This is a genomic window from Georgenia sp. Z1491 (assembly GCF_049856175.1).
GTDB lineage: Bacteria > Actinomycetota > Actinomycetes > Actinomycetales > Actinomycetaceae > JB111.
The window spans coordinates 103,154-117,789 of record NZ_JBNDNA010000006.1 but is presented as its reverse complement, the minus strand read 5'-3'; the positions used below and the strand labels follow the sequence as shown (position 1 = coordinate 117,789).

General features: G+C 74.6%; 13 protein-coding genes and 1 pseudogene. 8 read left to right on the top strand and 6 right to left on the bottom strand.

The genetic code is table 11. The features are described 5' to 3' along the window. Window positions 1–85: 85 nt before the first annotated feature. The 3 genes from ACPYO4_RS08125 to lexA form a co-directional block, all read right to left on the bottom strand. A complete protein-coding gene (locus ACPYO4_RS08125) occupies window positions 86–322 on the bottom strand; it encodes a helix-turn-helix transcriptional regulator (protein WP_425708716.1) in 237 nt (78 codons plus the stop codon). Continuing rightward, entirely contained in the window at window positions 319–720 is a 402-nt protein-coding gene (locus tag ACPYO4_RS08120) for a hypothetical protein (protein ID WP_425708715.1), read from the bottom strand. The genes ACPYO4_RS08125 and ACPYO4_RS08120 overlap by 4 nt, the downstream gene beginning before the upstream one ends. Before the next feature lie 706 nt (window positions 721–1,426). Continuing rightward, window positions 1,427–2,149, bottom strand: coding sequence for a transcriptional repressor LexA (gene lexA, locus ACPYO4_RS08115; RefSeq protein ID WP_425708714.1), 723 nt, complete (start codon window positions 2,147–2,149; stop codon window positions 1,427–1,429). A 198-nt stretch (window positions 2,150–2,347) separates the two neighbouring features. On the opposite strand from lexA, the gene ACPYO4_RS08110 reads away from it, so the two are divergent. After that, window positions 2,348–2,905: a LysM peptidoglycan-binding domain-containing protein gene (locus ACPYO4_RS08110; RefSeq protein ID WP_425708713.1), complete on the top strand. Its 558-nt coding sequence runs from the start codon at window positions 2,348–2,350 to the stop codon at window positions 2,903–2,905. A gap of 100 nt (window positions 2,906–3,005) precedes the next feature. After that, window positions 3,006–3,479 (top strand): annotated as a pseudogene (gene nrdR / locus ACPYO4_RS08105) (transcriptional regulator NrdR); the annotation flags it as partial. 672 nt (window positions 3,480–4,151) lie between these two features. On the opposite strand, the gene serA reads toward nrdR, so the two are convergent. Next, entirely contained in the window at window positions 4,152–5,366 is a 1,215-nt protein-coding gene (gene serA / locus ACPYO4_RS08100; protein ID WP_425708712.1) for a phosphoglycerate dehydrogenase, read from the bottom strand. Between the two features lie 91 nt (window positions 5,367–5,457). Continuing rightward, window positions 5,458–7,755 carry a HelD family protein gene (locus ACPYO4_RS08095; protein ID WP_425708711.1) on the bottom strand — a complete coding sequence of 766 codons (2,298 nt, stop codon included), beginning with the start codon at window positions 7,753–7,755 and terminating at the stop codon, window positions 5,458–5,460. Between the two features lie 186 nt (window positions 7,756–7,941). Here ACPYO4_RS08095 and ACPYO4_RS08090 point away from each other — a divergent pair, with 186 nt between their 5' ends. The 3 genes from ACPYO4_RS08090 (at window position 7,942) to ACPYO4_RS08080 (ending at window position 10,820) form a co-directional block, all read left to right on the top strand. Continuing rightward, entirely contained in the window at window positions 7,942–9,039 is a 1,098-nt protein-coding gene (locus ACPYO4_RS08090) for a proteasome assembly chaperone family protein (RefSeq protein WP_425708710.1), read from the top strand. Between the two features lie 43 nt (window positions 9,040–9,082). Further along, a complete protein-coding gene (locus ACPYO4_RS08085; RefSeq protein ID WP_425708709.1) occupies window positions 9,083–10,384 on the top strand; it encodes an MFS transporter in 1,302 nt (433 codons plus the stop codon). Between the two features lie 229 nt (window positions 10,385–10,613). Beyond that, window positions 10,614–10,820, top strand: a complete 207-nt coding sequence (locus tag ACPYO4_RS08080) for a cold-shock protein (RefSeq protein ID WP_425708708.1) — start codon at window positions 10,614–10,616, stop codon at window positions 10,818–10,820. A 139-nt stretch (window positions 10,821–10,959) separates the two neighbouring features. Here the strand turns inward: ACPYO4_RS08080 and ACPYO4_RS08075 are convergent, their stop codons facing one another. After that, window positions 10,960–11,802, bottom strand: a complete 843-nt coding sequence (locus tag ACPYO4_RS08075; RefSeq protein ID WP_425708707.1) for a spermidine synthase — start codon at window positions 11,800–11,802, stop codon at window positions 10,960–10,962. A 22-nt stretch (window positions 11,803–11,824) separates the two neighbouring features. Between ACPYO4_RS08075 and dinB the strand changes: the two genes are divergently transcribed. The 3 genes from dinB to mraZ all read left to right on the top strand — a co-directional run bounded on the left by dinB (window position 11,825) and on the right by mraZ (window position 14,562). Next, window positions 11,825–13,129, top strand: a complete 1,305-nt coding sequence (gene dinB, locus ACPYO4_RS08070) for a DNA polymerase IV (protein WP_425708706.1) — start codon at window positions 11,825–11,827, stop codon at window positions 13,127–13,129. Between the two features lie 62 nt (window positions 13,130–13,191). Next, window positions 13,192–13,632, top strand: a complete 441-nt coding sequence (locus tag ACPYO4_RS08065) for a DUF3040 domain-containing protein (RefSeq protein WP_425708705.1) — start codon at window positions 13,192–13,194, stop codon at window positions 13,630–13,632. A 498-nt stretch (window positions 13,633–14,130) separates the two neighbouring features. Next, window positions 14,131–14,562, top strand: a complete 432-nt coding sequence (gene mraZ, locus ACPYO4_RS08060) for a division/cell wall cluster transcriptional repressor MraZ (RefSeq protein WP_425708704.1) — start codon at window positions 14,131–14,133, stop codon at window positions 14,560–14,562. Window positions 14,563–14,636 lie beyond the last annotated feature (74 nt).

The following is a 14,636-nucleotide window of genomic DNA, read 5'->3' as shown; positions in this document are numbered from 1 at the left end:
CACCGGGAGCGGATCGATCCGCTGATGCTGCTGGTGCCCGGCCAGGGCGGCGGTTCCCCGGTTCTCGGCCCGTGCGGCAGCAGGCTCAGGACTCCGCACTATCGGCGGCCACGAGAGCGAGGTCATCGGGATCCGGGGCGAAGATGTCCTCGATGGGCACCCCGAGGACGGCCGAGAGCCGCATCGCGATCTTCAGCGTCGGCTCGTACCGCCCGTTCTCCAACGAGACGATGGTCTGCCGGGACACGCTGATGCGGCCCGCGAGCGCAGCCTGGCTCCAGCGGCGTTCTGCGCGGAGCACGGGGAGGCGGTTGGTGATCATGCATCGCCCTGCGGGCGATCCCAGACGAACGCGACCATCCACACCAGTGCGGCCGTGACGGCCGGGACTGCGGCGGTCAGCCTCGGCAGGCCGGCGAACGCTTCGAGCAGGGCATAGCCCAAGCCGGCCACGACGACGAAGAGCACGGCGACCAGGGCTGCACGTGCCGCGTCCTGCCGCTCAACTCCTTCGGTGTCGGTGCGCAGGAGCGCGCGTACCGTCGTCGCGGTCAGGACCAGCAGTCCGAGGATCGCGGCGGCCGCCAGCGACCATCCCACCCATGGTTCCAGCGAGCCGAGCGTCGGTAACGCGACCGCTGTGATCACGCTGGCGAAGAGCAGAGCGGTGCCTGCGGTGACCGCGACCCATTCAGAGGGACTCAGCTTCTCCTTCTTCATGCCGTCGAAAGTACAGCGACCTTTGCTAAATGACAAGTGCACTTGTCATTTAGCGAAGGTCGCTTGTCTGTGCGGATCTGGGGATGTGGAGCGTGCAGGGATGGCGGTGAGGTCGTCGGCGGTGGCTGCGGTGACGCCGTCCTCGATCTCGCGCGGGCCGTCGACCTCGAGAGCACGGCCGCTGTGCCGCAGCGGGCGGGCCGGTTCGTCCCGCCTCGGCTCCCGCAGCCTACGGACGTGGGCCACGTCGGCGGAGGCGGTGCGTCTCGGCCCTTGGTGGCCGGTGTGGAAGCGGCACTGCAGGTTCAGCGCCCATGGCGCCCCGGGCGTGATCCACGCGGTGGTGCCGGCCGAGGCGGACGCGGCCGACGACATCGACCGGCCGGTCCAGCGTGGAGTCCGCGGTCACTGGTGCCCATCAGCGCGCCACGAACCTTCCGAGGCGCACAGGGTGCGCTGTCGTCCTGGTCGGACCTGCTGATCGATCCCGACGACGATGCGATCGGACGCTCTCGCGGCGGGCTGGGGGTGAAGATCCGCCAGCTCTGTACTCCTCGCGCGATCCGCTCCTGTCTGCGCGAGCATGGGATCGGCGCCGTCGTCCCACGCGCCGTCGCTCTGTGGCTCGAACGGTGACGAGGCACGCCGTGGGGCGGGGTCCCGCCGAGCGCCGGCCGCGACGTGACCGGGCCGGCGGACGGTCCGCTCAGAGTGAGCGCAGGACCGCGACGACCTTCCCCAGGATCATCGCCTCGTCGCCGGGGATCGGCGCATAGCTCTCGTTGCGCGGGAGCAGCCACACGTGCCCGTCGGTGCGGGACAGCGCCTTGACGGTGGCGTCGCCGTCGATCATCGCGGCGACGATCTCGCCGTTCTCCGCCACGTTCTGGCGGCGCACGACCACGCGGTCGCCGTCGCAGATCGCCGCCTCGATCATCGAGTCGCCCACGACGTCGAGCATGAACAGGTCGCCCGACCCGACGAGCTCGCGGGGCAGGGGCAGGGACGCGGTGATCTCCTGCTCGGCGAGGATCGGTCCGCCGGCGGCGATGCGTCCGACGAGCGGGACGTAGGTCGGCGCCGACCCGCCGAGCCCCTCGCCGTCGTGCAGCGTGAGGACGACGTGGTCCTCGTCGTCCTGGCTCGGAGGTGCGTCGGGGGCCGGGGGCCCGGTGGGGTCCGGCGCCGGCTCGAGCTCGACGATCTCGATCGCCCGGGGGCGGTTCGGGTCGCGCCGGATGTAGCCCTTGCGCTGGAGTGAGTCGAGCTGGTGCTTGACCGACGACGGCGAGCCGAGACCCACCGCGTCACCGATCTCCCGGATCGACGGCGGATACCCGCGCTTGGCGAGGGTCTCCCGCAGGCACGCGAGGACCTCCCGCTGGCGCACGGTCAGCGCGGGTGGTTCGGGAGCGGTTCTCTCGCCCATGACGGGCCTCCAGGTCCTCGGCCGGCCGCGGCCGGATCGTCGATGTCAGTGGTCTGCGATGGAGTGCGGACGAGTCCAGGGTAGGCCGGTGCGGGGCGCATCTCAAACATGTGTTCGACCGGAGTGTCGACTTTCGTCGGCCGGTGCACTACCGTGGCGAACAGAGGTTCGACGAACGCACGTTCGAGGAGAGTAGAGATGAGCGCACTTCCCCTGGAGACGGGCCCCGTCCTCCCGCGCCGCACCCGCCCGCGGCTCCAGCTCGTCGGCCCGGGATTCGTACCGCAGCCCCCGTTGCGCGACGAGGCGCCCGACCGCGCCGCCACCGCCGTGCTCGTCCCGGGTCCGGCGGCTGCGCCGAGCGCGCGCCCCGCGGCGCTTCCCGTCGCCCCCAGCCGTCCCCTCGCACGTCCGTCGGTCGCCGCCCCGGCCGTGCGAGGGGACTCCCCGGCGGCGCGCCCGGCGCCGCTGCGCCTGACCGCCCGCGGCGTCATGGCGCTGCGGGCCCTCGTGCTCGGCGCCGCCCTGCTCGTCGTCGTCGGCCTGGGCGCCGGCGTCGGAGCCCTCGCCTCCCCGGGTGTCGAGGCCTCGGACGCCACGGTCGTCGTCGCGCCGGGTGAGTCGCTCTGGTCGGTCGCGTCCGGCGTTGCCGGTCCCGGCGAGGACGTCCGGGACGTCGTCGCGCAGATCGCCGAGCTCAACGGGCTGAGCGGTCAGTCCGTGTCCGTGGGCGAGGTCCTGCGCCTCCCGCGCTGACTGCCGTGGGAGCCTGCGCCCTGACGGCCGTGGGGCCCCACGCCGGCGGCCGCGCGGCCCCCGCGCCGGGCGGCGGGGTCGGGGCTGGAATGATGGCCCGATGCACTGTCCCTTCTGCCGCTTCCCGGACTCCCGCGTGATCGACTCGCGCACAGCCGACGACGGCACGTCGATCCGTCGCCGCCGGCTGTGCCCGGAGTGCAACCGCCGGTTCAGCACGCTGGAGACCTCGTCGCTGCAGGTGGTCAAGCGCTCCGGCGTCGTCCAGCCGTTCAGCCGGGACAAGGTGGTCGGCGGGTTGCGGAAGGCGAGCCAGGGGCGCCCGGTCTCCGACGACGACCTCGCGCGGCTCGCCCAGCAGGTCGAGGAGACCGTCCGTGCCTCCGGGTCGTCGCAGGTCGATGCGCACGACGTTGGCACCGCGATCCTCGAGCCCCTGCGCGCCCTCGACGAGGTCGCCTATCTGCGGTTCGCCTCCGTGTACTCCGCCTACGACTCCCTCGAGGACTTCGAGACCGCGATCGCGGCCCTGCGCGCGGACCGCGCCACCAGGGCCGGCGACGTCGAGGGCGCCGCGGGCGTCGAGGGGGCCGACGGCACGGGAGGCGAGGTCGGGGAGCCCGACGGCATCGGCGCACGGGCCGGCGAACCGGCCGCGGACGACGCGGGACCGGAGCGCGCGGGGCCGGAGCGCGCGGGGCCGGACGGCGCTGGGTCGGACGGAACGGAATCCGACGGCGAAGTGCCGGACGGCGCGGTGGACGCGTCCTCGGGCGGCACCCGGTAGCCCGTGCGGAGCTCCCGGTGCGGTGTCGCAGCCTCGGTGGAGGAGTGCTCCGGAGGTTCGGGGTGGCGTGCGCACCGACCGGATGGGGTCCCTCCACAACGGCGTTCCACGCACCCCGCGGACCCGCTAGGCTCTGACTCACCGGCGATCCGCCGGGCCCGCGACCCGGCCGTCCTCCCGGTGGTCGCGCGAGGTCCGCAGGCGCCGGCACCGACCGCCGTCGGTGACGCCGGAGGGGAAGCCGACGTCACCGACGGCCTGTGCGTGCGGGGCGCCGGTCCTCCCGCTGTTGCGCAGGACTCCCCGCAGCCACGACGGCCCTGCGCGAGGTGTGCGGGCCGTCGGGTGGCCGCGCAGCCGACGCGCCGACCAGTCGTGGCCGGGCCAGCGCCGCGCCGACCAGTCGTGGCCGGGCCAGCGCCGCGCCGACCAGTCGTGGCCGGGCCGGCGGCCCGCCGGTCAGGCGTCCGGGCGGGAGAGGACGCGGAGCCTGATCGTGTCCTCCATCGACTGCATCGCGGACAGGGCCGTGACCGGGATCTCCGAGGAGATGTCGGTGATGACGTAGCCCGTCTCGCCCGACGTCCCGAGGATCTGGCCCTCGATGTTCGCCCCCGCCTCGGCGAATGTCTGGTTGACGAGCGCCAGGACGCCGGGCGTGTTGCGGTGGACGTAGGCGAGGCGGTGCCGGGTCGCAGAGGTCGTCCCCAGCGTGAGGCGCGGGAGGTTGACGGACAGGTCCGTGATCCCGAGCCGGTAGTAGGAGCCGAGCTTGCTCGACACGAAGTGGCCGATGTTCTCCTGGGCCTCCTCGGTCGATCCGCCGACGTGCGGGGTGAGGATGACGTTGGGCAGCCCGCGCAGCTCGGAGTCGAACCTCTCGCCGTTGCTCCGCGGCTCGTCGGGGAACACGTCCACGGCCGCGCCGGTGATGGACCCGTCGAGGACGCGGTCGCGCAGGGCCGCGTAGTCCACGAGGAACCCGCGCGAGAGGTTGAGGAAGACCGCACCGGGCTTCATGGCTGAGAACTGCTTCGCGCCGAACATGCCCGCGTTGCCCTCGCGGCCGTCCACGTGCAGCGTGACGACGTCGGCCTCGCCGAGGAGCTCCTCGAGGCTCGCCGTCCCGCGCGCGTTGCCCAGCGCCAGCTTCTCGGAGGTGTCGAAGAAGATCACCCGCATGCCGAGCGCCTCGGCGATGACGGAGAGCTGGGAGCCGATGTTCCCGTAACCCACGATCCCGAGCGTGCGGCCGCGCACCTCGTGGGAGCCGGCGGCGGACTTCGCCCACACGCCGTCGTGCAGCGACTTGTCCCGCTCGGTCAGTCGACGGGTGAGCGCGATGATCTCGGCCACCGCCAGCTCGACGACCGAGCGCGTGTTGGAGAAGGGCGCGTTGAACACGGCGACGCCGTGCCGCGTGGCCGCGCGCAGGTCGATCTGGTTGGTGCCGATGCTGAAGGCGCCGATCGCGAGCAGCTGAGGGTGGTTGGCGATCACCCGCTCGGTGACCGTGGTCGTCGACCGGATCCCGAGGACCTCGACGCCGTCGAGCGCCTCGTCCAGCTCGTCCTCCGACATGGCGTGCGGGTGGCGCACGACGTCGAGGCCGGCGCCGCTGAGGACGGCGTCGGCGTTGGAGTGGGGGCTTTCCAGCAGGAGGGCTCGAGTCACCGGCACATCGTCGCCCCGGCGCGGGGGAGTGGCAAACGCGTTCCACCGCTCGGTCGCGGCCCGCCGCGACCGTGAGCCGCGACGCGGCGGCTCAGTCGGCGGGCAGGACGCCCGCGGGGAGCTCGCGGTGGTGGACGACGACGAGCCGGCGGGTCGGGCGGGTCATCGCCACGTAGAGGTCACCGGTCCCGTCCTCGGTCATGGCGGCCGGCTCGAGGAGCACGACGACGTCGAACTCCAGGCCCTTGGCGCCCGCCGGGTCGGTGATCACCAGGCGTGCGCCGAGCAGGTCCGGGCCGCGCAGCGCCTCGGCCGTGCCCGCCCGGTCCGGTGCGGCGGCGCGGACGTCGTCGACCACGGAAGGCGGAGCGACGATCGCCACGCGACCGGCGTCGTCGTCCGTGCCGGCTAGAGCGGTGAGCGCGCGGGCGGCCTCGTCCAGCACGCCGGCGACGAGCCCGTCCGCGTCCACCCTGCGCGTGACCAGAGCGCCGGGCAGGTCGCGCGCCGCGGTGACCGGATGGGCGGGCGGCGTACCCGCGCGGGCGAGCATCCGCGTGGCCGCGTCCAGGACGGTGGCGGGCGTGCGGTAGGAGACGGTGAGGACGGACTCGCGCAGGGACGGCCCGGCGGCCTCGCCGAGGAGGCTCGCCCAGCTCGCCGGGCGCTCGGTGCCTCGGCGCTGGTCGAGGTCCCCGACCACGGTCATCGACCGCACCGGGACCCGGCGGGCGAGCATCCGCCAGGCCATCGGGCTCAGCTCCTGCGCCTCGTCGACGACGACGTGCCCGTACGTCCACGAGCGGTCGGCCACCGCCCGCTCGGCGGTCGTCAGCGACGGGCCGCCGGCGGCGAACCGGTCCGCCAGCATCTCGGCGCTGACGATGCCGTCGCCCAGGTCCTGGGACTCGATCGCCTCGCGCGCCAGCTCGACGGCCTGCGCCCGCTCGGCCGTGGCCCGGGCACGTGCCGCCCGGTCCTCGGCCTCCTCGTGGGGGCCGAGGAGCTCTGCGAGCTCGTCGAGGAGGGGGACGTCGGCCTCCGTGGGCGCCGATCCGCGCGGGCGCAGCAGCGCGCGCCGCTCGGCCTCGTCCAGCTCGGGCGCGCACGCCGCGAGCAGCTCGGGCCCGGACAGGAGGCGGTCCAGCAGCTCGGCGGCGGTGCGCGGCATCCAGCACAGGTTGAGCGCGACCCGCACGTCGCGCGACGAGCGCACGTCCTCCATGAGCGCGGCGCGCTCCTCGGGGTCGTCGATGCCGCGCACCGCCGCGTACCGGTCGGTGAGGACCGGCAGCAGCGACCGGACGAACGTCTCGCGCCCGGCGTTGTGCGTGCGGTGGGCGCGGCGGGCGCGCCCGATCGCGGCCCGGACGTCGGCAGGCTCCAGGCGGATCGTCGAGCCCTCGACGTCGAGGAGCCGGGCCTCGGGCGGCACGCGCTGGAACTGCCGCACCAGACGGCCCACGACGTCGACCATCATGGTCCTGCCCTTGATCCGCGCGGCGCGGGGCGTCTCGGTGCCCCGGGCCCGCACGCCCGGGAGGAGATCGGCGATCGTCGTGGCGACGACGTCGGTCTCGCCGAGCGAGGGCAGCACGCGCTCGACGTACGTGAGGAACACGTCGGAGGGACCGACGAGCAGCACGCCGGAACGGGCGAGCCGTTCCCGGTGGGCGTAGAGCAGGTAGGCGATGCGGTGCAGCGCGACCGCGGTCTTGCCGGTGCCCGGGCCGCCCTGGACCACGAGCACCCCGTCGAGCGGGGAACGGACGACCTCGTCCTGCTCGGCCTGGATGGTCGCCACGATGTCGCTCATCCGCCCGGTGCGGGCGGCGTTCATCGCGGCGAACAGGGCGCCCTCGCCGCGCAGCTCGAGCCGCAGGTCCTCGGGCAGGTGCTCGGCGTCGAGCAGCTCGTCCTCGACGCCGACCACCCGGCGCCGGCGCGTGAGCAGGTGCCGGCGGCGTACGGCGCCCTCGGGGTGCACGGCGGTGGCCTGGTAGAAGGGCCGGGCCGACGGTGCGCGCCAGTCGAGCAGCAGCTGGCTGCGGGTGCTGTCCTGGATGCCGATCCGCCCGACGTACCGGGGCGGCCCCTCGCGCAGGTCGAGCCGACCGAAGACGAGGCGCTCCTCGACCTGGTCCAGGCGGGCGACGGCCTGCGAGTAGTGGGCGGCGAACGCGTCCCGCTCGGAGCGCATCTGGTGCGTCCCGACCGACCCGCCCCGCCGGACGTCCGCGAGGCGCTCACGGTACTGGGCGCGCAGCTCGTCCAGGCGGGCGTAGACGGTGTCCACGCGAGCCTGCTCGCGCGGCAGCTCGTCGCTCGACGCCGCCTCGTGGGCCGGCCCGTCCGCCTCGACGTCGGCACGCGGCTCGTCCAGCGCCATCGGACCTCCTCCAGAGCGCGGCCCCGGGGTCGGCACGCGCGACCGTCCATTGTGGTGCACGCGCGCGGGTCGCCGCACCCCCGTCCGCCCCGGACGCGGTGTGGCACGTCCCGCTCCCGGTCGGGGAATGACGCAGGATGGACCGGCGTTGACGCCGGCAGAGACGATCGACAGGAAGGTGGCGCGATGAGCGACGAGACCCTCTACACCAGCGGGCCCGCGGCCGATCATGTCGGCGAGGTCCCGGTGCTCGTGCACGCCCTCCAGGGCGGCATGGACGCCGGCAGCGCCGGGGAGCTCGCCGTGCGGCAGCTCCTGTCCAGCATGCCGGTCGAGCGCGTGGCGACCTTCGACACCGAGCAGCTGCTCGACCTGCGCTCGCGCCGCCCGGCGATGACCTTCGCCGACGGACGCTGGGTGGACTACGACGAGCCCGTGCTCGCCGTCGACGCCGTGCGGGACCACGAGGGCCGGGCGTTGCTCGTGCTGCACGGCCACGAGCCGGACCACGCGTGGGAGAGCTTCGCGCGCGCCGTCGCCGGCATCGTCCGTGAGCACGGCGTCGAGCTCGTCGTCGGGCTGCAGGGCGTGCCCGCCGGCGTCCCGCACACCAGGCCCGCCGCGATCACGACGCACGGCACCGACCGCGACGCCGGCGGCCGGCTCGAGCCCGGCCCCAACCTGTTCGTCGGGGAGTTCCAGGCTCCCGGCTCCGCCGAGGCCCTCCTCGACCTGCGCCTGTCCCAGCAGGGCATGAACGTCCTGGGCCTGGCCGTGCACGTGCCGCACTACCTGTCCGGCTCGGAGTACCCCGTGGCCTCGGCCAGCCTGCTGCGCACGCTGTCGACAGCCAGCGGCATGTCCCTCCCGGTCGGCGACCTGGAGTCCCTCACCGCCCAGGTGCTCGCCCAGATCGACTCCCAGGTCGAGGCCAACCCCGAGATCGCGCAGGTCGTGCGGGCCCTGGAGGAGCGCTACGACCGCAGCCCCGTCGCGCGCACGACGACCGAGGAGCCCGCCGCCGAGCTGCCCACGGCCGACGAGATCGGCGCCGAGCTCGAGGCCTTCCTCGCCAGCGGCCCCCCGCTCGAGGGCTGGCGCGACCAGGGCGTCCCCGAGATCGGCAGCGGCGAGGCCCGGGCGACCGGGCGGGCCGACGACGGCGCGGGCGACGGGCCGGCGGGCGAGGACCCGGCGGCCGGCGACCCGGCGTCCGACGGCCGTGTCTCCGACGGTCCGGCGGGCGACGAGCCTTCGGACGACGACCCCGCCGAGGAGGCGTGACCCGGACCGTACCGGGAGCCGCAGAGCAGCGGGGACGGGGCCGATGATGGCCCGGCTGACCCCTCCCGCGTCGCCCCGCACCGCACTGACGGTGTGGGGCGTCGCCGTGCTGTGCTACATCCTCGCCATCGCGGGCCGCAGCTCGTTCGGGGTCGCCTCCCTGGCCGCGCTCGAGCGGTTCGACGTCGGCCCCGCGATCCTGTCGACGTTCGTCGTCCTCCAGGTCGGCACCTACGCCGCCGCGCAGATCCCCGTGGGCCTGGCCATCGACCGGTGGGGCCCGCGCCGCGTCCTCGTCGCGGGCGCCCTGCTGCTCGCGGCGGCGCAGACGGTCATGGCCCTGTCCACGGTGCTGCCGCTCACGCTCGCGGCGCGCGTCGCCGTCGGGCTGGGCGACGCCACGGCCTTCATCTCCGTCCTGCGGCTCGTGCCGGAGTGGTTCGCGATGCGCCACGTGCCGCTCGTCAACCAGGCGACCGGGGCGCTCGGGCAGCTCGGCCAGGTCGTCTCCGCCGTGCCGTTCTACGCGGTGCTGCGCGTGAGCGGCTGGAGCGTGGCCCACCTCTCGCTAGCCGCGACCGGGGTGCTCGTCGCGATCGCCGTGCTCGTGGTCGTCCGCGACCGGCCCGCCGCGGATCCCGGGTCGCCCGGCCGGGCCCGGACGGCCCCCGCGGCGCCGCCCGCCGGACGCACGGGCGTGCGGCACGCCCTGCGCGAGGTCGCCCGCGAACCCGGCGTGTGGGCGGGCCTGTTCGCGCACTGGTCGACGATGTTCTTCGTCTCCACGTTCGCGCTCATGTGGGGCGTGCCGTACATGCGCGCCGGCAACGGGCACAGCGCGGCGACGGCGTCGACCGTGCTCGTCCTCGGGGTGGTGGCCATGGCGCTGTCGGCGCTCCTCGTCGGCACGCTGTCCGCCCGCTTCCCCCGCCTCCGCCTGCGCCTCGTCGTCACGGGGTCGATGCTCGCCGTGACGACCTGGACGGTGGTCCTCCTCGTGCCGCCGCCCGTCCCGGCGTGGCTGCTCGCCGTGCTCATGATGATCCTCAGCCTCGGCGGAGCGGCGAGCAACGTGTCGTTCGACGTCGTGCGCGCGCACGTGCCCCGCTCCCGGCTCGGCACGGCCACGGGCCTGGCGAACAGCGGCGGCTTCGTCGCGACCCTGCTCGCGGTGCTGCTCGTCGGCGTGGTGCTCGACGTCGTCGGGGGTTCCTCGCCGGGGCCGGAGGCGTTCCGCGTGGCGATGGCCTCCCAGGCCGCGGTCGTCCTCGTCGGCCTCACCGGCCTGCTGCTCGCGACCCGGCGGCTGGGACCCGGTTCCGAGTCCGCACCGCGCCGCGGCTGACCGCCGCGCCGCCCGGCAGGGGCCTCGTGCGGATCTCTCCACCAGAATCGCGCACGAACGGCTCCGGCGTGGCATGCTAGGCCTGTTGCATCTGCGTTTCCCTGTTGTGACCGTCGTCGGTAGGACCGTCGGGGGGCACGGCTCCGGCAAGGACGTGGGACGAATTCAGTGCGGCAAGTGGGGACCGGCACAGGGTCGGGCCCCGACGTCCCGGAAGGACAACAGTTACATGGCACAGGGAACCGTCAAGTGGTTCAACTCCGAGAAGGGCTACGGCTTCATCGAGCAGGACGGTGGCAACGCGCCTGACGTCTTCGTTCACTTCTCGGCCATCCAGGCCGACGGCTACAAGTCGCTCGAGGACGCCCAGCGCGTCGAGTTCGAGATCACCCAGGGCCCGAAGGGCCCGCAGGCGGAGAACGTCGTCCCGCTCTGACCCGAGCGCTCGACCCATACTCTTCGCGGGGCCCGCACCTTCTGGGTGCGGGCCCCGTCGCCGTGCCCGGCCCGGGTGCGCGCCGGACGCACCGGCGGGCGTGGTCGGGGCCGGACGTGCCGGGCGTCGCCGTGCCGGCTCAGGCGATGGCGGGCGGGTCGTAGGGGGGCGGCGTCGTCGCTCGCATCCGGGCGAGCTCGCCGCCCGTGACGACGCCCGCAGGGAACGGCAGCCGGCGCAGGCCCCGGTCGATCGCGGCCGCGTCCAGCCGGTGGTGGGAGGCGACGAGGACGACGTTGCCGTAGCGGCGGCCTTTCCACACCGCGGGGTCCGCGACGGCCAGGGCCTCGGGGAACACCTGGCCCAGCGCCGCGAGCTCCTCGCGGACCCGGCGCAGCCCGGGGGAGTCGGTGAGGTTGAGGACGTACACGCCGTCCGGCGCGAGCGCGGTGTCCGCGGCCCGGACGAACTCCACGGTCCGCACGTGCTCGGGCACCTCGGCGTCGACGAAGACGTCGCGGACGAGCACGTCCGCGGAACCCGGGTGCAGGTGCTCGACCGACGCGCGCGCCTCCGCGTTGCGGATGCGGAGCATGGGGGAGCGGGGCAGGTCGAACCACGCCCGGACGAGCCGGGCGAGCTCGGTGTCCAGCTCGACGGCGAGGTGCCGCGAGCGCGGCCGGTCCGCGAGCAGGGCGCGCGGCAGCGCGCAGGCCGCCCCGCCGAGGTGGACGAAGCGACCCGGCCGGTCGGCCCGGTCGCGGGGCAGCGCGACGTCGACGACGGCGCGCACGTGCTGCATGTACTCGAACTCCAGGTACGCCGGGTCCTCGAGGTCGAGGAACGAGGACTCCGACCCGCCGAGCAGGAGCATCACCCGGTGCGGAGCGCCCGGCTCGGGTACCACCTCGGCCACCGAGAACGTGGTGGGTACGGGGTGCTCCGGCCAGCGGGCGAGATCGGTCCGGCGTCGCGGTGTCACAGGCTCACGCTAGCGTCGAGGCGTGAGCCGCAAGCCCGTCCGCGCCAGCGGGACGCCCCGGCGCGGACCCACGCCGTTCGGGACCGACGACACCGGGGCCTTCGTCCTGCACGTCGACATGGACGCGTTCTTCGCCGCCGTCGAGGTGCTGGACGACCCCTCCCTGGCCGGTCGTCCCGTCATCGTCGGCGGGCCCGAGCGCGGCGTCGTCTCGGCCGCCACCTACGAGGCCCGCGCCTACGGCGTGCGCTCCGCGATGCCGGTCGCGCAGGCCCGGGCGCTGTGCCCGCAGGCGGTCCTCCTGCCCGGTAGGCACTCCCGGTACCGGGAGATCTCGCGCACCGTCATGGGGGTGCTGGCCACGGTCACCGACCGCGTCGAGCAGCTGAGCGTCGACGAGGCCTTCCTCGACGTCCGCGGGGCCGTCCGCAGGCTCGGCCCGCCCCTGACCATCGGCGCCCACGTGCGGGCCCGGGTGCGCGAGGCGACCGGTCTCGCGGCATCCGTGGGCGTCGCGAGCACCAAGCACGTGGCCAAGATCGCCTCGGGCGCCGCGAAGCCGGACGGGCTGCTGCTCGTCCCCGCCGACGCCACCCTCGAGTTCCTCCACCCGTTACCGGTGGGCGCGCTGTGGGGCGTGGGGGAGAAGTCGGCCGAGGTGCTGAGGCGGCACGGCTGGGACACGGTCGGCGACGTCGCGCGCGCCCGGGTGGTCGACCTCGAGCGGGCGCTGGGCAGGGCCGCGGGGGCGCGGCTGCATGCGCTCGCCATGGGCGCGGACGCGCGGGAGGTCCGCTCCGAACGGGCGGGGGAGAAGTCGATCGGCAGCGAGCACACCTTCTTCGACCCCGTCGGCGACCTGGACGAGCTCGACCGGGTGCTGCTCGAGCAGTCGCACGGCGCCGCGGCACGGCTGCGCGCGGCCGGGCTGCTCGCGCGCACCGTGAGCATCAAGGTGCGATTCACCGACTTCACGACGATCACCCGCTCGAGGAGCCTGCCTGCCGCCACGTCGCTCGCGCGGGACGTCGCCGCCGCGGCGCGGGCCCTGCTGCGGACGGTGGAGGTGCCGCGCGCGGGCCTGCGGCTGCTCGGCGTGCGGCTCGAGACGCTCGAACCCGCAGGTCAGGGCCTCCAGCTCGCGCTCGACGACGATCCGGGCGCGGCCCTCGCAGAGGAGGCGCTCGACGCCGTGCGCGAGCGGTTCGGGCGCTCCGCCCTCGCTCCGGCTGCCCTGCTGAGGCGTCGGGCGGTCGACGGGGGAGATCGGCCCGGTCATGACGGCGTCCCCCCGCGTGACGAGGACACCCGCCAGGACCTATCCTGAGAGCAGTCGCGATCCGTCCGGACGCGAGCCGAGATCCGACCGGTGCCGAGGAAGGGGGCAGGATGCCACTCTCCGACTACGAGCAGCGCATGCTCGCCCAGATGGAAGCCCAGCTGCACGCGGACGACCCGCGTCTGGCGGAGACGCTCGGCGACCCTGCCGGCCCCGACCTGCGCCGGGTCGCGCTCGGCGCGCTCGTCGCCCTGGCGGGTATCGGCGGCCTCGTCGGCGGCGTCGCCACCGGGTGGATCTGGCTCGGCGTCCTCGGCTTCGTCGCCATGGTCGGCGGCGTCCTCCTCGCCATGTCGCCGGCGCGGTCCGGCACGCGCGCCGGCCAGGGATCGCCCGGTGCGGGCCCCGGTGGACGGGGCGGCCGCGGTGGTCGTGGCCCGGGCTCCGGGAACGGCACGGGCCCCAGCGGTGGGCGGACGACCAGCGGCAAGAGCTTCATGGAACGCCAGCAGGAGAAGTGGGAGCAGCGCGGCGAGGGCCGCGGAGTCTGACCCACCCCGGTCCCCGGCACTGACGCGCCGGCGACCGCACGCCTGACCGACGGCCCCCGGCCCGCAGCGATGCGGACCGGGGGCCGTCGTCGTGCATGGCGAGGGCGGCCGGGTCGTCCGAGGGTGCCCGTGCCGCGTCCCCCACGTCGCTCCCCACTTCGCTCCCCACGTCGCTCCCCACTTCGCTCCCCACTTCGCTCCCCGCGCGCAGCCGGTGTCGTCGGCCGGCCGCGCGCCCGTCCGCCAGGAGGCCGGGATCTCACCGATCCGTCCGCGCCCGTGCGGAGCACCACCGGTCGGGCGGGACCACACGAGGAGGCGGTGCCGCGCGGGGCGTCGTCGTCGGGGAACTTTCCCTCCACCGGCCACCACCAGGAATTACCTGGGAAGTCGCGCGACACGCGTCGGATGTCGGCGCAATCTGCTATCGCGGTGGAGTGAAGTGGAGTAACGTGGTGGTCACGGGAGCGGCAGGGCGACGACGAGGGAGGTGCCGCGATGTTCCTCGGCACCTACGAACCGCGTCTGGACGACAAGGGCCGGCTGATACTGCCCGCGAAGTTCCGCACGGACCTCGCCGACGGCCTCGTGCTCACCCGGGGGCAGGACCGCTGCCTCTTCGCGTTCCCCACGGCCGAGTTCGAGTCGATGCACGAGCGGCTCCGGCAGGCGCCGGTCACCTCGAAGCAGGCCCGCGACTACCTGCGCGTGTTCCTCTCGGGCGCCTCGGACGAGGTGCCGGACAAGCAGGGCCGCCTGACGATCCCGGCGAACCTGCGCCGCTACGCGGGGCTCGACCGCGAGCTGGCGGTCATCGGGGCGGGCAGCCGGATCGAGATCTGGGACGCCACCGCATGGGCCGACTACCTCGCCGCCCAGGAGGAGTCGTTCGCCGACACCGCCGAGGAGGTGGTCCCGGGTCTGTTCTGACCCGCCCGACCATCGCCCGCCCGGACCTGCCCGCCCCGACGCCCCACCCCGCTCCACCCCACATCTGCACAGCT